This window comes from Streptomyces tritici (assembly GCF_048500665.1).
GTDB classification, from domain to species: Bacteria; Actinomycetota; Actinomycetes; order Streptomycetales; family Streptomycetaceae; genus Streptomyces; species Streptomyces tritici.
The window spans coordinates 4,010,655-4,032,423 of record NZ_CP183183.1 but is presented as its reverse complement, the minus strand read 5'-3'; the positions used below and the strand labels follow the sequence as shown (position 1 = coordinate 4,032,423).

General features: G+C 69.2%; 19 protein-coding genes and 4 tRNA genes. 7 read left to right on the top strand and 16 right to left on the bottom strand.

Annotation, left to right across the window (positions count from 1 at the left end; all coding sequences use genetic code 11):
- Positions 1 to 108: 108 nt before the first annotated feature.
- From ACNJ93_RS18750 to ACNJ93_RS18710, 9 genes are all read right to left on the bottom strand, one after another.
- Positions 109 to 4,008 (bottom strand): DNA-directed RNA polymerase subunit beta', encoded by a 3,900-nt coding sequence (locus ACNJ93_RS18750; RefSeq protein WP_418958554.1) that lies wholly within the window; start codon positions 4,006 to 4,008, stop codon positions 109 to 111.
- Between the two features lie 109 nt (positions 4,009 to 4,117).
- Entirely contained in the window at positions 4,118 to 7,600 is a 3,483-nt protein-coding gene (gene rpoB, locus ACNJ93_RS18745; RefSeq protein ID WP_418958553.1) for a DNA-directed RNA polymerase subunit beta, read from the bottom strand.
- 524 nt (positions 7,601 to 8,124) lie between these two features.
- Positions 8,125 to 8,511 (bottom strand): 50S ribosomal protein L7/L12, encoded by a 387-nt coding sequence (rplL, locus tag ACNJ93_RS18740; protein WP_418958552.1) that lies wholly within the window; start codon positions 8,509 to 8,511, stop codon positions 8,125 to 8,127.
- Between the two features lie 122 nt (positions 8,512 to 8,633).
- Positions 8,634 to 9,164, bottom strand: coding sequence for a 50S ribosomal protein L10 (rplJ, locus tag ACNJ93_RS18735; RefSeq protein WP_418958551.1), 531 nt, complete (start codon positions 9,162 to 9,164; stop codon positions 8,634 to 8,636).
- Between the two features lie 315 nt (positions 9,165 to 9,479).
- Positions 9,480 to 10,208, bottom strand: a complete 729-nt coding sequence (gene rplA, locus ACNJ93_RS18730; protein WP_418958550.1) for a 50S ribosomal protein L1 — start codon at positions 10,206 to 10,208, stop codon at positions 9,480 to 9,482.
- Between the two features lie 78 nt (positions 10,209 to 10,286).
- Positions 10,287 to 10,721, bottom strand: a complete 435-nt coding sequence (gene rplK, locus ACNJ93_RS18725; protein WP_418958549.1) for a 50S ribosomal protein L11 — start codon at positions 10,719 to 10,721, stop codon at positions 10,287 to 10,289.
- Positions 10,722 to 10,881: 160 nt separating this feature from the next.
- Positions 10,882 to 11,742 carry a transcription termination/antitermination protein NusG gene (gene nusG, locus ACNJ93_RS18720; RefSeq protein ID WP_418958548.1) on the bottom strand — a complete coding sequence of 287 codons (861 nt, stop codon included), beginning with the start codon at positions 11,740 to 11,742 and terminating at the stop codon, positions 10,882 to 10,884.
- Between the two features lie 77 nt (positions 11,743 to 11,819).
- Positions 11,820 to 12,107: a preprotein translocase subunit SecE gene (secE, locus tag ACNJ93_RS18715; protein WP_418958547.1), complete on the bottom strand. Its 288-nt coding sequence runs from the start codon at positions 12,105 to 12,107 to the stop codon at positions 11,820 to 11,822.
- Between the two features lie 104 nt (positions 12,108 to 12,211).
- Positions 12,212 to 12,284: transfer RNA gene (locus tag ACNJ93_RS18710), tRNA-Trp, on the bottom strand.
- 203 nt (positions 12,285 to 12,487) lie between these two features.
- Here ACNJ93_RS18710 and ACNJ93_RS18705 point away from each other — a divergent pair.
- Both ACNJ93_RS18705 and ACNJ93_RS18700 read left to right on the top strand, forming a co-directional pair.
- Entirely contained in the window at positions 12,488 to 13,714 is a 1,227-nt protein-coding gene (locus tag ACNJ93_RS18705) for a pyridoxal phosphate-dependent aminotransferase (protein ID WP_418958546.1), read from the top strand.
- A gap of 175 nt (positions 13,715 to 13,889) precedes the next feature.
- Positions 13,890 to 14,909: an adenosine deaminase gene (locus tag ACNJ93_RS18700; protein ID WP_418958545.1), complete on the top strand. Its 1,020-nt coding sequence runs from the start codon at positions 13,890 to 13,892 to the stop codon at positions 14,907 to 14,909.
- A 52-nt stretch (positions 14,910 to 14,961) separates the two neighbouring features.
- Here ACNJ93_RS18700 and ACNJ93_RS18695 read toward each other — a convergent pair whose 3' ends face one another.
- The 6 genes from ACNJ93_RS18695 to ACNJ93_RS18670 all read right to left on the bottom strand — a co-directional run bounded on the left by ACNJ93_RS18695 (position 14,962) and on the right by ACNJ93_RS18670 (position 17,548).
- Positions 14,962 to 16,017, bottom strand: coding sequence for a UDP-N-acetylmuramate dehydrogenase (locus tag ACNJ93_RS18695; RefSeq protein ID WP_418958544.1), 1,056 nt, complete (start codon positions 16,015 to 16,017; stop codon positions 14,962 to 14,964).
- 89 nt (positions 16,018 to 16,106) lie between these two features.
- Positions 16,107 to 16,535 carry a MaoC family dehydratase gene (locus ACNJ93_RS18690; RefSeq protein WP_418958543.1) on the bottom strand — a complete coding sequence of 143 codons (429 nt, stop codon included), beginning with the start codon at positions 16,533 to 16,535 and terminating at the stop codon, positions 16,107 to 16,109.
- 2 nt (positions 16,536 to 16,537) lie between these two features.
- Positions 16,538 to 16,990, bottom strand: a complete 453-nt coding sequence (locus tag ACNJ93_RS18685) for an FAS1-like dehydratase domain-containing protein (RefSeq protein ID WP_418958542.1) — start codon at positions 16,988 to 16,990, stop codon at positions 16,538 to 16,540.
- Positions 16,991 to 17,105: 115 nt separating this feature from the next.
- Positions 17,106 to 17,270 (bottom strand): 50S ribosomal protein L33, encoded by a 165-nt coding sequence (gene rpmG / locus ACNJ93_RS18680; protein WP_003948671.1) that lies wholly within the window; start codon positions 17,268 to 17,270, stop codon positions 17,106 to 17,108.
- 88 nt (positions 17,271 to 17,358) lie between these two features.
- Positions 17,359 to 17,431: transfer RNA gene (locus ACNJ93_RS18675), tRNA-Met, on the bottom strand.
- 44 nt (positions 17,432 to 17,475) lie between these two features.
- Positions 17,476 to 17,548, bottom strand: a tRNA-Thr gene (locus ACNJ93_RS18670).
- A 216-nt stretch (positions 17,549 to 17,764) separates the two neighbouring features.
- Between ACNJ93_RS18670 and ACNJ93_RS18665 the strand changes: the two genes are divergently transcribed.
- Positions 17,765 to 19,042, top strand: a complete 1,278-nt coding sequence (locus ACNJ93_RS18665) for an amidohydrolase family protein (protein WP_418958541.1) — start codon at positions 17,765 to 17,767, stop codon at positions 19,040 to 19,042.
- 2 nt (positions 19,043 to 19,044) lie between these two features.
- Complete coding sequence (locus ACNJ93_RS18660) at positions 19,045 to 19,701, top strand: SDR family oxidoreductase (RefSeq protein ID WP_418958540.1); 657 nt, start codon at positions 19,045 to 19,047, stop codon at positions 19,699 to 19,701.
- Between the two features lie 62 nt (positions 19,702 to 19,763).
- Here ACNJ93_RS18660 and ACNJ93_RS18655 read toward each other — a convergent pair.
- Positions 19,764 to 19,845 (bottom strand) — tRNA-Tyr (locus tag ACNJ93_RS18655).
- Positions 19,846 to 20,038: 193 nt separating this feature from the next.
- Between ACNJ93_RS18655 and ACNJ93_RS18650 the strand changes: the two genes are divergently transcribed.
- The 3 genes from ACNJ93_RS18650 (at position 20,039) to ACNJ93_RS18640 (ending at position 21,768) form a co-directional block, all read left to right on the top strand.
- The gene (locus ACNJ93_RS18650) at positions 20,039 to 20,527 is read left to right on the top strand and encodes a YajQ family cyclic di-GMP-binding protein (RefSeq protein ID WP_418958539.1); all 489 of its coding nucleotides are present in this window, start codon (positions 20,039 to 20,041) and stop codon (positions 20,525 to 20,527) included.
- 90 nt (positions 20,528 to 20,617) lie between these two features.
- Positions 20,618 to 21,139: a methylated-DNA--[protein]-cysteine S-methyltransferase gene (locus tag ACNJ93_RS18645; RefSeq protein ID WP_418958538.1), complete on the top strand. Its 522-nt coding sequence runs from the start codon at positions 20,618 to 20,620 to the stop codon at positions 21,137 to 21,139.
- A gap of 2 nt (positions 21,140 to 21,141) precedes the next feature.
- On the top strand, positions 21,142 to 21,768 hold the full coding sequence (locus tag ACNJ93_RS18640) for an alpha-ketoglutarate-dependent dioxygenase AlkB family protein (RefSeq protein WP_418958537.1): 627 nt from the start codon (positions 21,142 to 21,144) through the stop codon (positions 21,766 to 21,768).
- Position 21,769: the final 1 nt, after the last annotated feature.

Below are 21,769 nucleotides of genomic sequence, written 5' to 3'. Positions count from 1 at the left end.
GGCGTCACAGGGCTGCCAAGGCCCGTCAGAGGGCCGTCACGGGGCCGCGGACGCCGAAGGGCGGCCACCCCCACGGGGTGACCGCCCTTCGGTCAGGCGACTCGCCTCTTACTGGTTGTACGGACCGTAGTCGTAGTCCTCCAGCGGAACGGCCTGGCCGGAGCCGGTGCCGAACGGCGAGTAGTCGATGTCGTCGTAGCCGACGGCCGAGTACATCGCGGCCTTGGCCTCCTCGGTCGGCTCGACCCGGATGTTGCGGTAGCGGGACAGACCCGTACCGGCCGGGATGAGCTTACCGATGATGACGTTCTCCTTGAGGCCGATGAGGCTGTCGGACTTGGCGTTGATCGCCGCATCCGTCAGGACTCGGGTCGTCTCCTGGAAGGAGGCGGCCGACAGCCAGGACTCCGTCGCCAGCGAGGCCTTGGTGATACCCATCAGCTGCGGACGGCCGGAGGCGGGGTGACCGCCCTCGGTGACCACACGACGGTTCTCCTGCTCGAAGCGCGAGCGCTCCACGAGCTCGCCCGGCAGCAGCTCCGCGTCGCCGGACTCGATGATCGTCACGCGGCGCAGCATCTGCCGGATGATGATCTCGATGTGCTTGTCGTGGATCGACACACCCTGCGAGTTGTAGACCTTCTGGACCTCGCCGACCAGGTGGACCTGGACGGCGCGCTGACCCAGGATGCGCAGCACGTCGTGCGGGTTGGTGGCACCCACGGTGAGCTTCTGGCCCACCTCGACGTGGTCGCCCTCGCCCACGAGCAGACGGGCACGCTTCGAGATCGGGTAGGCCGTCTCGTCGCTGCCGTCGTCCGGGGTGACGACGATCTTCTTGGTCTTCTCGGTCTCCTCGATGCGGACGCGGCCGGCCGCCTCCGAGATCGGGGCGACACCCTTGGGCTGACGGGCCTCGAAGAGCTCGACGACACGCGGCAGACCCTGGGTGATGTCGTCACCGGCCACACCACCGGTGTGGAAGGTACGCATCGTCAGCTGGGTACCGGGCTCACCGATGGACTGGGCGGCGATGATGCCGACCGCCTCACCGATGTCGACCAGCTTGCCGGTGGCCAGCGAGCGGCCGTAGCACATGGCGCAGGTGCCGACGGCGGACTCACAGGTCAGGACCGAGCGGGTCTTGACCTCCTCGACGCCCGCCTGGACCAGCTGCTCGATGAGCACGTCACCGAGGTCGACGCCGGCCGGGGCCAGCACCTTGCCGTCGACGACGACGTCCTCGGCGAGGCAGCGCGCGTACACGCTGGTCTCGACGTCCTCGGCCTTGCGCAGCACGCCGGCCTCGTCCTTCGCCGCGATCCGCAGCTTCAGACCGCGGTCGGTGCCACAGTCCTCCTCGCGGATGATCACGTCCTGCGAGACGTCCACCAGACGACGGGTCAGGTAACCCGAGTCGGCGGTACGCAGGGCGGTGTCGGCGAGACCCTTACGGGCACCGTGCGTCGAGATGAAGTACTCGAGCACGGACAGGCCCTCGCGGAAGGACGCCTTGATCGGACGCGGGATGGTCTCGTTCTTGGCGTTCGACACCAGACCGCGCATACCCGCGATCTGGCGCATCTGCATCATGTTTCCTCGGGCGCCCGAGTTCACCATCATGAAGATGGGGTTGGTCTTCGGGAAGTTGTCGTTCATGGCCTCGGCGACCTCGTTGGTCGCGTTGGTCCAGATCCCGATGAGCTCCTGCGTGCGCTCGTCCTTGGTGATCAGACCGCGCTCGTACTGCTTCTGGACCTTCTCGTCCGCGGCCTCCCAGCGGGCGACGATCTCCTTCTTCGCCTCGGGGACGACGACGTCGGAGATGGCCACGGTGACGCCGGAACGGGTCGCCCAGTAGAAGCCGGCCGCCTTCAGGTTGTCGAGCGTCGCCGCCACGATGACCTTGGGGTAGCGCTCGGCGAGGTCGTTGACGATCTCGGAGAGCTGCTTCTTGCCGACCTCGTAGTCGACGAACGGGTAGTCCTCGGGCAGCAGCTCGTTGAAGAGCGCACGGCCCAGGGTCGTGTTCAGGCGGAACGAGTCACCCTGCTGCCACTCCGGCTCGCCCTCCTCGGCGACCGGGGGAACCCAGCCGCGCGGCGGAACGGTGCCGATCGGGAAGCGGATGTCGACCTTCGACTGGAGCGAGAGCTCGCCCGCGTCGAACGCCATGATCGCCTCGGCCGTCGAGCCGAACGAACGGCCCTCGCCCTTGACGTCCCGCATCTCGCCGTCGGTGGTGAGGAAGAACAGACCGAGGACCATGTCCTGGGTCGGCATCGTCACCGGACGGCCGTCGGCCGGCTTGAGGATGTTGTTCGAGGACAGCATCAGGATGCGGGCCTCGGCCTGCGCCTCCGCGGACAGCGGCAGGTGCACGGCCATCTGGTCACCGTCGAAGTCCGCGTTGAACGCGGTGCAGACGAGCGGGTGGATCTGGATGGCCTTGCCCTCGACCAGCTGCGGCTCGAAGGCCTGGATGCCGAGGCGGTGCAGCGTGGGCGCACGGTTCAGCAGAACCGGGTGCTCGGCGATGACCTCTTCGAGGACGTCGTACACGACCGTGCGGCCGCGCTCGACCATCCGCTTGGCGCTCTTGATGTTCTGCGCGTGGTTCAGGTCGACCAGGCGCTTCATCACGAACGGCTTGAAGAGCTCCAGCGCCATGGCCTTGGGCAGACCGCACTGGTGCAGCTTCAGCTGCGGACCGACGACGATGACGGAACGCGCCGAGTAGTCGACACGCTTGCCGAGCAGGTTCTGACGGAAACGACCCTGCTTGCCCTTCAGCATGTCGCTGAGGGACTTCAGCGGACGGTTGCCGGGGCCCGTGACCGGGCGACCACGACGGCCGTTGTCGAAGAGGGCGTCGACCGCCTCCTGGAGCATCCGCTTCTCGTTGTTCACGATGATCTCGGGGGCACCGAGGTCGAGCAGACGCTTCAGACGGTTGTTGCGGTTGATCACACGGCGGTACAGGTCGTTCAGGTCGGAGGTCGCGAAGCGGCCACCGTCCAGCTGCACCATCGGACGCAGGTCCGGCGGGATCACCGGGACGCAGTCGAGAACCATGCCCTTGGGGCTGTTCGCGGTCTGCAGGAACGCGGAGACGACCTTGAGGCGCTTGAGCGCACGGGTCTTCTTCTGGCCCTTGCCGGTCCGGATGATCTCGCGGAGGCGCTCGGCCTCCTCCTCCAGGTCGAAGGACTCCAGGCGCTTCTGCAGCGCCGCGGCGCCCATCGAGCCGTCGAAGTACGTGCCGAAGCGGTCACGCAGCTCGCGGTAGAGGAGCTCGTCGCCCTCCAGGTCCTGGACCTTGAGGTTCTTGAAGCGGTTCCAGACCTCGTCGAGACGGTCGATCTCGCGCTGCGCGCGGTCGCGCAGCTGCTTCATCTCACGCTCGGCGCCCTCGCGCACCTTGCGGCGCACGTCGGCCTTGGCGCCCTCGGCCTCCAGCTCGGCCAGGTCGGTCTCGAGCTTCTTGGCGCGGGCCTCGAGGTCGGCGTCGCGGCGGTTCTCGATCTGCTGGCGCTCGACGGAGACGTGGGCCTCCAGCGAGGGCAGGTCGCGGGTGCGGCGCTCCTCGTCGACGTACGTGATCATGTACGCCGCGAAGTAGATGACCTTCTCCAGGTCCTTCGGGGCGAGGTCGAGCAGGTAGCCCAGACGCGACGGGACGCCCTTGAAGTACCAGATGTGGGTGACGGGCGCGGCGAGCTCGATGTGGCCCATCCGCTCACGGCGCACCTTGGCGCGGGTGACCTCGACGCCACACCGCTCACAGATGATGCCCTTGAAGCGGACGCGCTTGTACTTGCCGCAGTAGCACTCCCAGTCCCGGGTCGGACCGAAGATCTTCTCGCAGAAGAGTCCGTCCTTCTCGGGCTTCAGGGTGCGGTAGTTGATGGTCTCGGGCTTCTTGACCTCGCCGTGGCTCCACTGACGGATGTCGTCAGCGGTGGCCAGACCGATCCGGAGCTCATCGAAGAAGTTGACGTCGAGCACTATGCGTCAATCCCTCTCAGGGTTGTAAGTCTTAGGGGTCTGAAACGGGGGTCCTGGGGCCGGCGGGGGACTCAGCGGCAAAGCACCGAGTCCCCGCACCGGACTCCCGTCAGACCTCTTCGACGCTGCTCGGCTCGCGCCGGGACAGGTCGATACCGAGCTCCTCCGCAGCGCGGAAGACGTCCTCGTCGGTGTCGCGCATCTCGATGGACATGCCGTCCGAGGACAGCACCTCCACGTTGAGGCACAGGGACTGCATCTCCTTGATGAGCACCTTGAAGGACTCGGGGATGCCGGGCTCAGGGATGTTCTCGCCCTTGACGATGGCCTCGTAGACCTTCACGCGGCCGGTCACGTCGTCGGACTTGATCGTCAGCAGCTCCTGGAGGGCGTACGCGGCGCCGTATGCCTCCAGCGCCCACACCTCCATCTCACCGAAGCGCTGACCACCGAACTGGGCCTTACCACCCAGCGGCTGCTGGGTGATCATCGAGTACGGACCGGTCGAACGGGCGTGCAGCTTGTCGTCGACCAGGTGGTGCAGCTTGAGGATGTACATGTACCCGACCGAGATCGGGTCCGGGAACGGCTCGCCGGAGCGGCCGTCGAACAGCCGGGCCTTGCCGGACGGGAGCACCATGCGCTCGCCGTCGCGGTTCGGGATGGTGTGCTGCAGCAGACCCGCGAGCTCGTCCTCACGCGCACCGTCGAAGACCGGGGTCGCGACGTTGGTGCCCGGGGCGACCTGGTCGGCGCCGATGGCCTGCAGGCGCTGCGCCCACTCGTCCGCGAGGCCGGAGACGTCCCAGCCGCGGCTGGCGAGCCAGCCGAGGTGGATCTCCAGGACCTGTCCCGGGTTCATTCGGGACGGCACACCCAGCGGGTTGAGGATGATGTCGACCGGGGTGCCGTCCTCCAGGAACGGCATGTCCTCGATCGGCAGGATCTTCGAGATGACGCCCTTGTTGCCGTGACGGCCGGCGAGCTTGTCACCATCGGTGATCTTGCGCTTCTGGGCCACGTAGACGCGGACCAGCTGGTTCACGCCCGGAGGAAGCTCGTCGCCCTCCTCGCGGTCGAAGACGCGGACGCCGATGACCTTGCCGGTCTCGCCGTGCGGGACCTTCAGCGAGGTGTCACGGACCTCACGGGCCTTCTCACCGAAGATCGCGCGGAGCAGGCGCTCCTCCGGGGTCAGCTCGGTCTCACCCTTCGGGGTGACCTTGCCGACCAGGATGTCGCCGGCGACGACCTCGGCGCCGATGCGGATGATGCCGCGCTCGTCGAGGTCGGCGAGGACCTCCTCGGAGACGTTCGGGATGTCCCGGGTGATCTCCTCGGGGCCGAGCTTGGTGTCACGGGCGTCGACCTCGTGCTCCTCGATGTGGATCGAGGAGAGGACGTCGTCCTGCACGAGGCGCTGCGACAGGATGATCGCGTCCTCGTAGTTGTGACCCTCCCACGGCATGAACGCCACGAGCAGGTTCTTGCCGAGCGCCATCTCGCCGTTCTCGGTGGCGGGACCGTCGGCGAGCACCTGGCCCTCGATCACACGGTCGCCCTCGTCCACGACGACCTTCTGGTTGACCGAGGTGCCCTGGTTCGACCGGGAGAACTTGTGCAGGCGGTACGTGTTGTACGTGCCGTCGTCGTTGGCGACCGTGATGTAGTCGGCCGACAGCTCCTGGACGACACCGGCCTTCTCGGCCTTGAGCACGTCACCGGCGTCGGTGGCGCAGCGGTACTCCATGCCGGTGCCGACGAGCGGGGCCTCCGACTTAATCAGCGGAACGGCCTGACGCATCATGTTCGCGCCCATGAGGGCACGGTTGGCGTCGTCGTGCTCGAGGAACGGGATCATGGCGGTCGCGACCGACACCATCTGGCGCGGCGAGACGTCCATGTAGTCCACGTCGGCCGGCGAGACGTAGTCGACCTCGCCGCCGCGGCGGCGGACCAGGACGCGGGCCTCGGTGAACTGCAGATCGTCGTTGAGCGCGGCGTTGGCCTGCGCGATGACGAAGCGGTCCTCCTCGTCGGCGGTCAGGTAGTCGACCTCGTCGGTGACCTGGCCGTCGACGACCTTGCGGTACGGCGTCTCGACGAAGCCGAAGGCGTTGACCCGGCCGTACGAGGCGAGCGAGCCGATCAGACCGATGTTCGGGCCTTCGGGGGTCTCGATCGGGCACATGCGTCCGTAGTGGGACGGGTGCACGTCACGGACCTCGAAGCCGGCCCGCTCACGGGACAGACCACCCGGGCCGAGCGCGGACAGACGACGCTTGTGCGTCAGCCCGGACAGCGGGTTGTTCTGGTCCATGAACTGCGACAGCTGGCTGGTGCCGAAGAACTCCTTGATGGAGGCGACGACCGGCCGGATGTTGATCAGGGTCTGCGGCGTGATCGCCTCGACGTCCTGGGTCGTCATGCGCTCGCGCACGACGCGCTCCATACGGGCGAGACCCGTACGGACCTGGTTCTGGATGAGCTCGCCGACGTTGCGCAGACGGCGGTTGCCGAAGTGGTCGATGTCGTCGGTCTCGACGACGATCGTGTTGCCGTTCTCGCCGACCGTCTCGGTCTCGCCGGCGTGCAGCTTCACCAGGTACTTGATGGTCGCGATGATGTCGTCGGTGGTGAGGACACCCGCGTCCAGCGGCTCGTCGGCGCCGAGCTTCTTGTTGACCTTGTAGCGGCCGACCTTGGCCAGGTCGTAGCGCTTCGGGTTGAAGTACAGGTTCTCGAGCAGCGTCTGCGCGGCCTCGCGGGTCGGCGGCTCGCCCGGACGCAGCTTGCGGTAGATGTCGAGCAGCGCGTCGTCCTGGCCCTGGGTGTGGTCCTTCTCCAGGGTGGCGCGCATGGACTCGTACTCGCCGAACTCCTGCAGGATCTGCTCGGTGGTCCAGCCGAGCGCCTTGAGCAGGACGGTGACGGACTGCTTGCGCTTGCGGTCGATGCGGACGCCGACCATGTCGCGCTTGTCGATCTCCATCTCCAGCCAGGCACCCCGGGACGGGATGATCTTGGCGGAGAAGATGTCCTTGTCGGACGTCTTGTCGATGGAGGAGTCGAAGTACACGCCCGGCGAGCGGACGAGCTGCGAGACGACGACACGCTCGGTGCCGTTGATGACGAAGGTGCCCTTGTTGGTCATGAGCGGGAAGTCGCCCATGAAGACCGTCTGGGACTTGATCTCGCCGGTCTCGTTGTTGGTGAACTCGGCGGTGACGAAGAGCGGGGCGCCGTAGGTGAAGTCCCGGTCCTTGCACTCGTCGATGGAGTTCTTCGGCGGCTCGAAGCGGTGGTCGCGGAAGGTCAGCGACATCGACCCGGAGAAGTCCTCGATCGGGGAGATCTCCTCGAAGATCTCCTCCAGGCCGGACTTCGTGGGGACGTCCTGTCCCGACTCAAGGGCCTCCTCGACGCGAGCCTTCCACGCCGCGTTCCCGAGCAGCCAGTCAAAGCTCTCGGTCTGCAGCGCGAGCAGGTTCGGAACCTCGAGGGGCTCCTTGATCTTTGCAAAGGAGATGCGCAGCGGGGCGGTGCTGGCACCGGTGTTCGTATTGGTCGAGGCGTTGCGCGAGGCGGCCAAGAGGGGGTCCTTCCGAGGGCTCGGACTCACTGCGCGCGTACCGGTCCCAAGCAATGATCAGAGACAGAAATCCCAGGTCAGGGCTATTCCGGCCAGTGATTCTCTTGCGAGGTCATGCCCCTGGTGACGGGCAGGGGGCAGCTAACAGGCAGCGCAAAGGGTCAGTGTAGCCACTTGGCCCACTGATGTCCAGGGCGAGTAATTCACGACCCTCGTTGTTCTCAACTCCGCGGTACCTCGCGCCATGCGGCGCACCTCGATACTGCCCACTCGGTCGTCGATCCATGCCTCGGATACGGATCGTTGTGACGACGCGTCCTGAGAATTGCGCGCTGCGTGCGGTTCGTCAAGGCCCCCGGCCTGCGGGGCGCACGGCGAAGATCACCATACTCTGCCGGGAGCCCGCCGGACGACCGCCGCCACGCGCCGTGCGGGAACGCCGAAAGGCGACCACCCGCATGGGTGATCGCCTTTCATGCGCTGAGCGTTACACGCTCGCGAGAAGTCGCTGGCGCGACGAGGTGTTACTTGACCTCGACGGAGGCGCCGGCGCCCTTGAGGGCCTCGGCGGCCTTGTCAGCGGCCTCCTTGTTGACCTTCTCGAGGACCGGCTTCGGGGTGCCGTCGACGAGGTCCTTGGCCTCCTTCAGACCCAGGGAGGTCAGCTCACGCACGACCTTGATGACCTGGATCTTCTTGTCGCCGGCGCCGGTGAGGATGACGTCGAACTCGTCCTTCTCCTCGACGGCCTCGGCGCCAGCGCCACCACCGGCCGGGGCGGCAACGGCGGCGACGGCCGCGGCGGCGGTGACGTCGAACTTCTCCTCGAACGCCTTCACGAACTCGGAGAGCTCGATGAGGGTCATCTCCTCGAACTGCGCGAGCAGGTCTTCCTGAGAGAGCTTCGCCATGATGGGCGATCCTTCCACTAAATCGGCAGGTGCCGGATGTACATGTGAGGCGGGCGTACTGTCGGCCCGCTGCGACCCGCTGCGACGCCTAGGCGGCGCTGCGGATCAATGCGCGAGCCGAATTACTCGGCACCGCCCTGCTCGGCCTGCTTGGCACGAAGCGCCTCCGCGGTGCGGACGAACTTCGAGGGCAGAGCCTTGAGGAGCGAAGCAGTCTGGGACTGCTTGCCCTTGAAGGCGCCGGCCAGCTTGCTGAGCAGAACCTCGCGGGACTCGAGGTCCGCAAGCTTCTTGATGTCGTCGGCGGAGAGAGCCTTACCGTCAAGGACGCCGCCCTTGATGATGAGGTTCGGGTTCTCCTTGGCGAAGTCACGAAGACCCTTGGCCGACTCCACCGGGTCACCGGTGACGAAGGCGAGCGCGGTGGTACCGACGAACAGGTCGTCGAGCGCGGTGATCCCGGCCTCGTTGGCCGCAATCTTGGTCAGCGTGTTCTTCGCCACAGCGTACTGGGCGTTCTCACCGAGCGAACGACGCAGCGTCTTGAGCTGCGACACGGTGAGACCCCGGTACTCGGTCAGCACGACGGCGTTCGAGCTCTGGAACTTGTCCTTGAGCTCGGCTACCGCGGCAGCCTTGTCGGGCCTTGCCATAAGCGTCGGCCTCCTTCCGGGTGATGGACCGCGCGGAAGGGGCTGAACAAAACAAAACGCCCCGGGCGCAGGCGCACGGGGCTCAGCTCGACCGGACATACGTCCGGGAACTCATCCTCAGTCACCTGCGCGGGTCGCTCGCATCGCAGCGAATCCTTCGGCCACCGCACCCTTCGGGCACAGCGACGACCAGCGGTCTCTGGCTTCTCGAAGAGAGTACGCGAACCCCCACGCGGCAAGCAAATCGGGCCCCGCTCCTCCGGAGAGGTGCGGGGCCCGAGGCGCTTCAGAGCCGGCCCAGAGGGCCTAGGAGGCTCAGACCGCGGCCGGGTCCTCCTCGACGAGGAGGTTGCGGGTGCGGTTCGGGTCCAGCGGGATGCCGGGGCCCATCGTGGTGGTCAGGGTCGCCTTCTTGATGTAGCGGCCCTTCGCGGCGGACGGCTTCAGACGGAGGATCTCCTCCAGGGCCGCGCCGTAGTTCTCCACCAGCTTGGTCTCGTCGAAGGAGACCTTGCCGATGATGAAGTGCAGGTTCGAGTGCTTGTCGACGCGGAACTCGATCTTGCCGCCCTTGATGTCGTTGACAGCCTTCGCGACATCGGGGGTGACGGTGCCGGTCTTCGGGTTCGGCATGAGACCACGCGGACCGAGCACGCGGCCGAGGCGGCCGACCTTGCCCATGAGGTCCGGGGTGGCGACGACGGCGTCGAACTCGTTCAGGCGGTTGCCCTTGGAGATCTCGTCGATGAGCTCGTCGGAGCCGACGATGTCGGCGCCCGCGGCGACCGCGGCCTCGGCACGCTCACCGGTCGCGAAGACCAGGACCCGGGCGGTCTTGCCGGTGCCGTGCGGGAGGTTCACGGTGCCGCGGACCATCTGGTCGGCCTTGCGCGGGTCGACACCCAGACGCAGGGCGACCTCGACGGTGCCGTCGAACTTGGTGGTGGCGGTGTCCTTCGCGAGACGGACGGCCTCGAGCGGGGCGTAGTTCCGCTCCCGGTCGATCTTGGCGTCCGCTGCGCGGAGAGCCTTGCTGCGCTTCACTTCTTCTCCTGGTGGTTCAGGTGTGGAGTTGTGGTGCGGGCCGCGCCGGCCCTGCCACAGAGGTCAGACGGGAGCTGATCAGCCCTCGACCGTGATGCCCATGGAACGGGCGGTGCCGGCGATGATCTTCTCGGCGGCGTCCAGGTCGTTGGCGTTCAGGTCGGGCATCTTGACCGAGGCGATCTCGCGGACCTGGGCGCTGGTGAGCTTCGCGACCTTGGTCTTGTGCGGCTCGCCGGAGCCCTTGTCCACACCCGCGGCCTTGAGGATCAGCTTGGCGGCCGGCGGAGTCTTGGTCACGAAGGTGAAGGAACGGTCCTCGTAGACCGTGATCTCCACCGGCACGACCATGCCACGCTGCGACTCGGTCGCGGCGTTGTAGGCCTTGCAGAACTCCATGATGTTGACGCCGTGCTGACCCAGCGCGGGGCCGACCGGCGGAGCCGGGTTGGCCGCGCCGGCCTGGATCTGGAGCTTGATAAGCCCCGTGACCTTCTTCTTCTTGGGAGGCATGTGCTCTCTCCGGGTCCTAGTGAGAGTTTTCAGCCGATCCATCCGGTCGTCCGGATGGAGGCATACCGCACAACGATAACGGGTATCCTCGCGCGGCTAAAAACCGAGCAGGTCAGAGCGGCCGGAACAGCCACTCTGACCTGGTCGGAAACCTGTGGGGTCAGTTCTTCTGGATCTGGTCGAAGCTGAGCTCGACCGGGGTCTCGCGACCGAAGATCTCGACGAGGCCCTTGACCTTCTTCGAGTCGGCGTTGATCTCGTTGATCGTCGCCTGGAGGGTGGCGAAGGGGCCGTCGGTGACGGTGACCGAGTCGCCCACCTCGAAGTCCAGGACCTCGACGGTGACCTTGCGGGCCGGCGCCGGCTTGCCCTCGGCCTCGGCGGCCTCGCGGGCGGCCTTCTCCTCGGCCTCCGGGGCGAGCATCTTGACGATCTCGTCCAGGGTCAGCGGGTACGGGTCGTAGGCGTTGCCCACGAAGCCGGTGACGCCGGGGGTGTTCCGGACGACGCCCCAGGACTCGTTCGTCAGGTCCATGCGGACGAGCACGTAGCCGGGCAGCTTGTTCTGCCGGACGTTCTTGCGCTCGCCGTTCTTGATCTGGACGATCTCTTCCTCGGGGACCTCGGCCTGGTAGATGAAGTCCTCGACGTTCAGCGAGACGGCGCGCTGCTCCAGGTTGGCCTTCACGCGCTTCTCGTAGCCCGCGTAGGTGTGGATCACGTACCACTCGCCGGGCAGACCGCGGAGCTCGTCGCGCAGCGCCTGGACGGGGTCGACCGGAGCGGCCGGCTCCTCCTCGGCGTCCTCGACGGCCTCGGTCTCGTCGGCCTCCGCCTCGGCCTCGTCGGCCTCCTCGGCGTCCGCCTCGTCCTCGTCCTCGGCGTCGACCTCGTCCTCGACGTGGACGGCGGACTCCTCGGCTGCCTCGCCCGCAGCGGCGTCAGCAGCCTCGGCCTGGTCCTCGTCGGCGGCCTCGACGATGTCGAGCTCGTCCTCAACGTTCAGGTTCGGGTCAGACACGGTGGCTGCTTCTTCCTGCGATACAGATGGGGTGGAACATGCGAAAAGGGGCGCCGCGGGGGCGCCCTCCGCGGGAATCAGCCGAAGACGTACTTGACTGCTTCCTGGAAGCCCAAGTCAATCACGGTCACCAGGCCGATCATGACGACGACGAAGACGATCACCACAGTGGTGTAGCTCGTCAGCTGGCCGCGAGTGGGCCAGACGACCTTGCGCAGCTCGGCGACGATCTGGCGGTAGAAGACCGCGAGGCGGCCCAGAGGGCCCTTCTTCCCGCGCTTGCCGCCCTTGCGCGGCTTCTTCTTCGAGTCCGGTGCCTCATCCTGGGCATCAGGCATGTCGATGGAGCCTACGGCGTCCGTCACGATCTCTCACCTGATTCCGGGTCGTGGCCGTGCCGCGCCCGGATGGAGCCGCACGGCGGTGCAATGAAGACGTACATGCGCACACAACCTGGCGGTGTGTGTAGCAGGGCCGGAGGGACTTGAACCCCCAACCGCCGGTTTTGGAGACCGGTGCTCTACCAATTGAGCTACGACCCTTTGCGGTGTCCCCAACCTACCGCATCGTGAGACGTGGTCGGTGTGGGCCAACGAGCAGTGAGTGTACGTGTTCATGAGCCCGGCGTCGAACAGAAAGCCCGCCCGCGGCCCGTCGCGCCGCCCGTCCGACCGGTATTGACCAGTCCTGTCCGTCCTTCGAAACCTGTGTGCCCGGCCCGGAGAGGGTCTGGGACCATGGCCGCATGAGCGCTGCCACTTCTCCCTCCGAGCGCCGGGTCTCCGCCCGAGTCGGCGCGATCTCCGAGTCCGCCACCCTCGCCGTCGACGCCAAGGCCAAGGCCCTCAAGGCCGCCGGCCGTCCGGTGATCGGCTTCGGCGCCGGTGAGCCCGACTTCCCGACCCCGGACTACATCGTCGAGGCGGCCGTCGAGGCCTGCAAGAACCCCAAGTACCACCGCTACACGCCGGCCGGCGGCCTGCCCGAGCTGAAGAAGGCGATCGCCGAGAAGACCCTCCGCGACTCCGGCCTGGAGGTCGACCCGGCCGAGGTGCTCGTCACCAACGGCGGCAAGCAGGCCATCTACGAGGCCTTCGCCGCGATCCTGGACCCGGGCGACGAGGTCATCGTCCCGGCGCCGTACTGGACCACGTACCCGGAGTCGATCCGGCTGGCCGGCGGCGTTCCGGTGGAGGTCGTCGCCGACGAGACCACCGGCTACCGGGTCTCCGTCGAGCAGCTGGAGGCGGCGCGCACGGAGAACACGAAGGTGCTGCTCTTCGTGTCCCCGTCGAACCCGACCGGCGCGGTGTACAGCGAGGAGGACGCGCGCGCGATCGGCGAGTGGGCCGCCGAGCACGGCCTGTGGGTCCTGACCGACGAGATCTACGAGCACCTGGTCTACGGCGACGCGACGTTCACCTCGCTGCCGAAGCTCGTCCCGGCCCTGCGCGACAAGTGCATCATCGTCAACGGCGTCGCCAAGACGTACGCGATGACCGGCTGGCGCGTCGGGTGGATCGTCGGCCCGAAGGACGTGGTGAAGGCCGCGACGAACCTGCAGTCGCACGCCACGTCCAACGTGAGCAACGTGGCGCAGGTCGCCGCTCTGGCCGCCGTCTCCGGCGACCTCGACGCGGTCGCGGAGATGCGCAAGGCGTTCGACCGCCGCCGCCAGACGATCGTGAAGATGCTCAACGAGATCGACGGCGTGGTCTGCCCGACCCCCGAGGGCGCGTTCTACGCGTACCCGTCGGTGAAGGGCCTGCTGGGCAAGGAGATCCGCGGCAAGCGCCCGCAGACCTCCGTGGACCTCGCCGCGCTGATCCTTGACGAGGCCGAGGTCGCGGTCGTCCCGGGCGAGGCCTTCGGCACCCCGGGCTACCTGCGGCTCTCGTACGCGCTCGGCGACGAGGACCTGGTCGAGGGCGTCTCCCGGATCCAGAAGCTGCTGGCCGAGGCCCGCGACTGACGCATGCCCCCGACGGGCCCCCGGCGACGCGCCGGGGGCCCGTTCTCATGCCCGTACGCGCGTTGGCACACGTGTCCGCACATCTGCCCGTCACGCGCCCGTACGTGCGTACGGGCAAGGTCCCGATCGTGGAAAGGGACTCCCGTAGTCCATTCGGGTGGGGCAAGATCGGGCGATGGAGCACGCACGCGATCTCACGCTTCTGCCGAAGGCCCACCTGCACCTGCACTTCACCGGTTCGATGCGCCCGACGACGCTGCTCGAACTGGCCGACAAGTACGGGGTGCACCTCCCCGAGGCGCTGACGAGCGGCGAGCCGCCGAAGCTGCGCGCCACGGACGAGCGCGGCTGGTTCCGGTTCCAGCGGCTGTACGACATCGCCCGCTCCTGCCTCCGCGCCCCGGAGGACATCCAGCGGCTGGTGCGGGAGGCCGCGGAGGAGGACGTCCGGGACGGCTCGGGCTGGCTGGAGATCCAGGTCGACCCGACGTCGTACGCGCCGAGGCTCGGCGGTCTGATCCCGGCCCTGGAGATCATCCTCGACGCCGTGGAGACCGCCTCCCGGGACACCGGCCTCGGCATCAGGGTCCTGGTGGCCGCCAACCGCATGAAGCACCCGCTGGACGCCCGGACCCTCGCCCGGCTGGCGGTCCGCTACGCGGACCGGGGCGTGGTCGGCTTCGGCCTCTCCAACGACGAGCGGCGCGGCATGGCCCGCGACTTCGACCGGGCCTTCGCCATCGCCCGGGAGGGCGGCCTGCTGGCCGCCCCGCACGGCGGCGAGCTGACGGGGCCCGCGTCGGTGCGGGACTGCCTGGACGACCTGCACGCGGCCCGGGTCGGGCACGGCGTGCGCGCCGCCGAGGACCCGAGGCTGCTGCGCCGCCTCGCCGAGAAGGGCGTGACCTGCGAGGTCTGCCCGGCGTCGAACGTGGCGCTCGGCGTGTACGAGAAGCCCGAGGACGTGCCGCTGCGCACCCTGTACGAGGCGGGCGTCCCGATGGCGCTCGGCGCGGACGACCCGCTGCTCTTCGGCTCCCGCCTGGCCGCCCAGTACGAGATCGCCCGCCGGCACCACGGCTTCACGGACGAGGAACTCGCGGAGCTGGCCCGCCAGTCGGTGCGGGCGTCAGCGGCCCCGGAGGAGGTCCGGCAGAAGCTGCTGTCGGGGGTCGACGACTGGCTGGCGTCGTAGGGGGTGTCTCGCCGATCACGCCGGGCTCCCGGCGTGATCGGCGAGACACCCCCTAGAGCTCGACGCCCACGGTCACGGGCTCGTTGACCAGGGTGACGCCGAAGGCGTCGTGGACGCCGGCGACGACCTCGCGGGCCAGGGCGAGCAGGTCCTCGGTGGTGGCCTCGCCGCGGTTGGTGAGGGCGAGGGTGTGCTTGGTGGAGATGCGGGCGGGCCCGGAGCCGTAGCCCTTGGTGAAGCCGGCCTTGTCGATCAGCCAGGCGGCGGAGGTCTTGGTGAAGGCGTCGCCGGCCGGGTACGCCGGGGGCTCGGCGTCCGCGCCTAGCCGCTCGGCCACGCGGGCGCGGAAGGCGGCGAACTCCTCGTTCGTGAGGATCGGGTTCGTGAAGAACGAGCCGGCGGACCAGGTGTCGTGGTCCTCGGCGTCCAGCACCATGCCCTTGCTCGCGCGCAGCTTCAGGACGGTCTCGCGGGCGTGCGCCAGCGGCACCCGCTCTCCCATCTCCACGCCGAGGGCGCGGGCGGTCTGCTCGTACGCGATCGGCGCGGACAGGCCGCCGGCGTCCTCCAGCTGGAAACGGACGCGCAGCACGACGTAGTCGTCGGGGTTCCGCTTGAAGAGACTGTGCCGGTACGAGAATCCGCACTGCTCGTTCGTGAGCGTGACGACCGTGTGGTCGACCCGGTCGTACGCGACGACCTCGGTGATCGTGGCGGAGACGTCCTGGCCGTACGCGCCGACGTTCTGGATGGGCGTGGCGCCCGCCGAGCCGGGGATGCCGGCCAGGCACTCGACGCCCGCGAGCCCGGCCTCGACGGTGCGGGCGACCACGTCGGTCCACACCTCGCCGGCCGCGACCTCCAGCCGCGTCCCGTCGAGCGCGAAGCCCTGCGTGGCGATGCGCAGCACAGTGCCCTCGAAGCCCTTGTCCCCGATGACGAGGTTGGAGCCGCCGCCGATGATCAGCAGCGGTTCGCCGGCCGTGTCGGCCTCGCGGACGGCGTCGATCACCTCGGCGTCCGTCGTGGCCGTGACGAGCCGCCGGGCGGGTCCGCCCAGCCGGAAGGTGGTCAGGGGCGCGAGGGGGGCGTCGTGGAGTACGTGCACGGGCACAAGAGTACGGGGCCCTCGGGGATGGCCCCGGGAACGTCGAAGCCCCCGGACGCACGCGCGCCGGGGGCATCGTGACGTACGTCTCAGGCGAGCTGGACCACCGCGCGGGACATGCCCAGGACCTTCTGGCCGGCCGAGACGGCCGTCAGGTCGACGCGGACCCGGCCGTCCTCCAGCTTGGCCGCGACCTTGGCGCTGACCTCGACGAGCGCGCCGGTCCCGTCGTTCGGCACCACGACCGGCTTGGTGAAGCGAACGCCGTACTCGACGACCGCGCCCGGGTCGCCGACCCAGTCCGTCACCACGCGGATCGCCTCGGCCATGGTGAACATGCCGTGCGCGATGACGTCCGGCAGCCCGACCTCGACGGCGAACTTCTCGTTCCAGTGGATCGGGTTGAAGTCCCCGGAGGCGCCCGCGTACTGCACCAGCGTGGCGCGGGTCACGGGGAAGGACTGCGCCGGCAGCTCCGTGCCGACCTCGACCTCGTCGTAAGCGATCTTCGCCGCCATCGTCAGCCCTCCTCGGCCGCGCGTGCCACGAGCTTGGTCCACGCGGTCACGACGTGCTCGCCGCTCTCGTCGTGGACCTCGCCGCGGATGTCCAGGATGTCGTTGCCCGCGAGGGACTTGATCGCCTCGATGGTGGAGGTGACCGAGAGCCGGTCCCCGGCCCGGACGGGGCGGGTGTAGGCGAACTTCTGGTCGCCGTGGACGACGCGGCTGTAGTCGAGCCCGAGCTGCGGGTCCTGGACGACCTCGCCGGCGGCCTTGAAAGTGATCGCGAACACAAAAGTCGGCGGGGCGATCACATCGGGGTGCCCGAGTTCTTTCGCGGCCTCCGGATCGGTGTACGCGGGATTCGCGTCGCCGATCGCCTCGGCGAACTCGCGGATCTTTTCCCGGCCGACCTCGTACGGCGCGGTGGGCGGATAGGTCCGCCCCACGAAGGACTGGTCGAGCGCCATGAACTCGTTCCCTCCTGGCTGCTGCTGTGTCGGAGTGTCTCGGGGATCCCCGGGGTGCGGGAAAACGCCGCGAGGCCGCCCCCTGGAGTGGGGACGGCCTCGTGGTCGAGCCTGTTTAGCGCGTCTCGCGGTGCGCAGTGTGCGCGTTGCAGCGCGGGCAGTGCTTCTTCATCTCAAGACGGTCCGGGTTGTTGCGCCGGTTCTTCTTGGTGATGTAGTTCCGCTCCTTGCACTCCACGCAGGCCAGCGTGATCTTCGGGCGGACGTCGGTGGCAGCCACGTGAGTGCTCCTTGACGGACGGGTTGACGGATTAACGCAAGAAAGAGTAGCCGATCGAAGGACCGACCCCACAATCGGCTACTGTGTGTAGCGGTGACCGGACTTGAACCGGTGACACAGCGATTATGAGCCGCTTGCTCTACCGACTGAGCTACACCGCTTTGATGATCCGGTTCCCGTCCGAAGACGGGTTCCTTCTCACCAGAGCCCCAATACGGAATCGAACCGTAGACCTTCTCCTTACCATGGAGACGCTCTGCCGACTGAGCTATTGGGGCGAGCGATGAAGACATTACACGGTCGGCGGCCGTTCGCCCAAATCCGTTTCCCACCGCCCTCCGGCGACGGCCCCGGCAGCCCTCCCGCGTGTCCCGTAGGCCACTCGTGGACTCGTCAGTACGACTATTGCGCTCCTCCTCCACGTACGGCCGCACCGCCCCTAGGCTCGGGCCCACGCTGCGTGATCTTGATCTTGAGGAGCCCCGAGGAGCCCCATGTCAGCCGACAGCAAGCAGCCCCAGCCCCCGCCCCCTGGAGACGACTGGGGCGCCGCCACCGCCGACACGACCTCGCTGCTGCTGTCGGGCGCCCGGCTCACCGACGGCCGGACCGTCGACGTGCGGCTCGGCGGCGGGCGGATCGAGGCCGTCGGCACGGCCGGCAGCCTCACGGCCGTCGGCGCCCGCGTCGACCTCACCGGGTACCTGCTGCTGCCCGCCCCCGCCGAACCGCACCTGCACGCCGACACCGCGCTCGGCGCCGACACCCCCGGCCCCGTCTCGTACGCCGCCGACGAGGTGCAGCGCCGGGCCACCGAGGCGGCCCTGCTCCAGCTCGGACACGGCGCGACCGCGCTGCGCGCGCACGTGCGCGTCGGGGACGTGCAGGGGCTCGGCCCGCTGGAGGCCGTGCTGCAGGCCCGGCGCTCGCTGCGCGGACTCGCCGACCTCACGACCGTGGCGGTGCCGCGGCTGCTGACCGGGGTGGCGGGGGCGGACGGGCTGGCGATGCTGCGGGACGCGCTGAAGATGGGCGCGGGGGTGGTGGGCGGCTGCCCGGACCTGGACCCCGACCCGACGGGGTACGTGGAGGCCGTGCTGGAGGTGGCGGCGGAGCACGGCGCACCCGTGGACCTGCACACGGAGGGCGACGACCCGGCGCGGCTCGCCCGGCTGGCGGCGATGGCGGGCGGACTGCGGGCCGGGGTCGCGATCGGGCCCTGCGCGGGCCTCGACCGGCTGCCGGCCGACGTGGCGCGGCGCACGGCGGACCGGCTGGCGGCGGCCGGAGTGACGGTGGTGACGCTGCCGCAGGGCGGCTGCTCGGCCGTGGAGGGCCGCGGCGCGGCCCCGGCGCGGCTGCTGCGGGCCGCCGGCGTGCGGCTCGCGGCGGGCGGCGGGGCGCTGCGGGACGCGGCGAACCCGGTGGGCCGGGGCGACCCGCTGGAGCCCGCGTACCTGCTGGCCTCGCAGGACGGGCTGCGGCCGCAGGACGCGTACGACGCGGTGAGCGCGGCGGCACGGGCGGCGATGGGGCTGCCGGAGGTGCGGGTCGAGGCGGGCTTCCCGGCGGAACTGCTCGCGGTGCGCGGCGAGCGACTGACGGGAGTGCTGTCCCTCGCGTACAGCCGGATCGTGATCCACCGCGGCCGGGTGGTGGCCCGGACGAGCGCGGTGCGCGAGTACTGCGACTCGGCGGCGGCCCTCGACCTGCCCCGCCAGGCCCGGCCGGAATCGGGCGGTGCGCCGGGCGGGAGCGACGTACGGTCGTGAGTATGCGCATTGTCATCGCTGGAGGACACGGTCGGATCGCACGGCGCCTGGAGCGGCTGCTCTCGGCGGGCGGACACGAGGTCGCGGGGATCATCCGCTCGCCGGAACAGTCGGCGGACCTGCGCGACGCCGGCGCCGAACCCGTGGTGCTCGACCTGGAGTCGGCCTCGGTGGAGATGGTCGCGGCGGTCCTGCAGGGCGCCGACGCCGCCGTCTTCGCGGCCGGCGCGGGCGCGGGCAGCGGGGCGGACCGCAAGGCCACGGTGGACCGGGACGCGGCGATCCTGTTCGCCGACGCGGCGGAACGCGCGGGCGTCCGCCGCCACGTCGTGGTCTCGTCGATGGGCGCGGACCCGGACCACGAGGGCGACGAGGTCTTCGACGCCTACCGGCGCGCGAAGGGCGAGGCGGACGCGTACGTCACGTCCCGCACCGGCCTGGACTGGACGATCCTGCGCCCCGGCATCCTCACCGACGACGCCGGCACCGGCCTGGTCCACCTGGCCGCCGACACGGGCCGCGGCACCGTCCCCCGCGACGACGTCGCCGCCGTCCTCGCCGAACTCCTCGAAACCCCCGCCACCGCCGGCCTCACCCTCGAACTCGTCACCGGCACCGTCCCGGTCACCGTCGCGGTCCGCGACGTGGCGGGCAACTGACGCCCCGTCGGCCCCCGCACAACGCGAAGACCCCCGGTGCGTACACCGGGGGTCTTCTCGCGTGGCGGCGCCAGGATTCGAACCTGGGTAGGCTAAGCCGACGGATTTACAGTCCGCTCCCATTGGCCACTCGGGCACACCGCCATGGGATGTCGCCGGTGGAGCCGCTTTTCGGCGGTGCTCCGTGGCAACGACGTAAACGATACCTGATGTGCGGGGGTGCTTCGCCACCGGATTGATCAGCGGTTCGGGCGGGGGTGGGTGGCTAGGCTTTGCGGTGTAACCACTACGTACCCCCGCGCACGCGCGATGGCATCGACGCAAGGAGCCACACGTCATGGCCGACTCCAGTTTCGACATCGTCTCCAAGGTCGAGCGGCAGGAGGTCGACAACGCCCTCAACCAGACCGCGAAGGAGATCTCGCAGCGCTACGACTTCAAGGGGACCAACGCCTCGATCGAGTGGTCGGGCGAGAAGATCGTGATGCAGGCGAACGGCGAGGACCGGGTCAAGGCGATCCTCGACGTGTTCCAGTCCAAGCTGATCAAGCGGGGCATCTCGCTGAAGGCGCTGGAGGCCGGCGAGCCGCAGCTGTCGGGCAAGGAGTACAAGATCTTCGCGACGATCCAGGAGGGCATCTCCCAGGACAACGCGAAGAAGGTCTCCAAGGTCATCCGCGACGAGGGCCCGAAGGGCGTCAAGGCGCAGGTGCAGGGCGACGAGCTGCGGGTCAGCTCCAAGAGCCGCGACGACCTGCAGGCCGTGATCGCGCTGCTCAAGGGCAAGGACTTCGACTTCGCCCTGCAGTTCGTGAACTACCGGTAGCAGCCCCTCCCGCGGCCGCCTCCGTGTCCGAAAACCGCCAGCTCCGGCCGGCGGGGCGGGAGCAGACTGGCGGCGTGGAGAGGAGAGGTCATGGAAGCCGAGTACGCCGTACGCGCCGGCGATCCGGTGTACGCGCGGGTCGACTCGCCGCTCGGGGCCCTGCTGCTCGTCGGGCGGGGCCAGGAGAGCGGGGGCGTGCTGCTCGCCTCGGTGTCGCTGCCCGGGCAGAAGGGGGTCGTCGAGGTCCGGGACGGGTGGCGGTGCGCGCCTGAGGCGTTCGCCGAGGTGGCCGGGCAGTTCGAGGAGTACTTCGCCGGGCGGCGCGAACGGTTCGACGTCCCGTTCGCGCCGAGCGGGACGGAGTTCCAGCGGCGCGTCTGGCGGGCGCTGGAGGACATCCCGTACGGGACCACCGCCACGTACGGGGACATCGCCCGGCGGGTCGGCTCCTCCGGGGCCGGCGTGCGGGCCGTCGGCACCGCGATCGGGCGCAATCCGCTGCTCGTCGTACGGCCCTGCCACCGGGTGATCGGGGCGGACGGCGCCCTGCGCGGGTACGCGGCCGGGCTCGAGCGCAAGGAGCGGCTGCTGGCGCTCGAGGGGGCCGCCTAGCCGTGGAGGGCCTCTTCCCGCGGGAGCGGGCCGTCGTCGCGCCCGGGGCCGTGCACGTCCCCGGGTGGCTGTCGGCCGCGCGGCAGCGGGAGTTGGTGGCGGCCTGCCGGGAGTGGGGGCGCGGGCCCGTCCCGTACCGGCACATCGTGCTGCCGGGCGGCGGCGTGATGTCCGTGCAGTCGCTGGGGCTCGGGCGGCGCTGGGTGCCGTACCGGTACGTCGACGAGGTCGCGGTCGAACTGCCCGGCTGGCTGGCCGAGTTGGGGCGGGAGGCCGTCGCCGAGGCGTACGGCGACGACGGCGGCTACGCGCCCGACACCGCGTTCGTGAACTACTACGACGCGGGCGCCGGCGCGAAGATGGGCATGCACCAGGACAAGGACGAACGCTCCGGCGCGCCGGTGGTGTCGCTGAGCCTGGGCGACCGGTGCGTGTTCCGGTTCGGGAACACCGAGAGCCGCGGAAAGCCGTACACGGATGTGGAGTTGGCGTCCGGGGACCTCTTCGTGTTCGGCGGGGCGTCGAGGTTCGCGTACCACGGCGTGCCCAAGGTGCACCCCGGGACCGCGCCGCCGGAACTCGGGCTGCGCGGCCGGCTGAACATCACCCTGCGGGAGACCGGGGTCTGAA

Coding starts and splice junctions, on each gene's coding strand:
- rplL (WP_418958552.1), bottom strand. CDS start 8,511: ATGGCGAAGCTCTCTCAGGAAGACCTGCTCGCGCAGTTCGAGGAGATG.
- rplJ (WP_418958551.1), bottom strand. CDS start 9,164: ATGGCAAGGCCCGACAAGGCTGCCGCGGTAGCCGAGCTCAAGGACAAG.
- rplK (WP_418958549.1), bottom strand. CDS start 10,721: ATGCCTCCCAAGAAGAAGAAGGTCACGGGGCTTATCAAGCTCCAGATC.
- ACNJ93_RS18705 (WP_418958546.1), top strand. CDS start 12,488: ATGAGCGCTGCCACTTCTCCCTCCGAGCGCCGGGTCTCCGCCCGAGTC.
- ACNJ93_RS18700 (WP_418958545.1), top strand. CDS start 13,890: ATGGAGCACGCACGCGATCTCACGCTTCTGCCGAAGGCCCACCTGCAC.
- ACNJ93_RS18690 (WP_418958543.1), bottom strand. CDS start 16,535: ATGGCGGCGAAGATCGCTTACGACGAGGTCGAGGTCGGCACGGAGCTG.
- ACNJ93_RS18685 (WP_418958542.1), bottom strand. CDS start 16,990: ATGGCGCTCGACCAGTCCTTCGTGGGGCGGACCTATCCGCCCACCGCG.
- ACNJ93_RS18665 (WP_418958541.1), top strand. CDS start 17,765: ATGTCAGCCGACAGCAAGCAGCCCCAGCCCCCGCCCCCTGGAGACGAC.
- ACNJ93_RS18660 (WP_418958540.1), top strand. CDS start 19,045: ATGCGCATTGTCATCGCTGGAGGACACGGTCGGATCGCACGGCGCCTG.
- ACNJ93_RS18650 (WP_418958539.1), top strand. CDS start 20,039: ATGGCCGACTCCAGTTTCGACATCGTCTCCAAGGTCGAGCGGCAGGAG.
- ACNJ93_RS18645 (WP_418958538.1), top strand. CDS start 20,618: ATGGAAGCCGAGTACGCCGTACGCGCCGGCGATCCGGTGTACGCGCGG.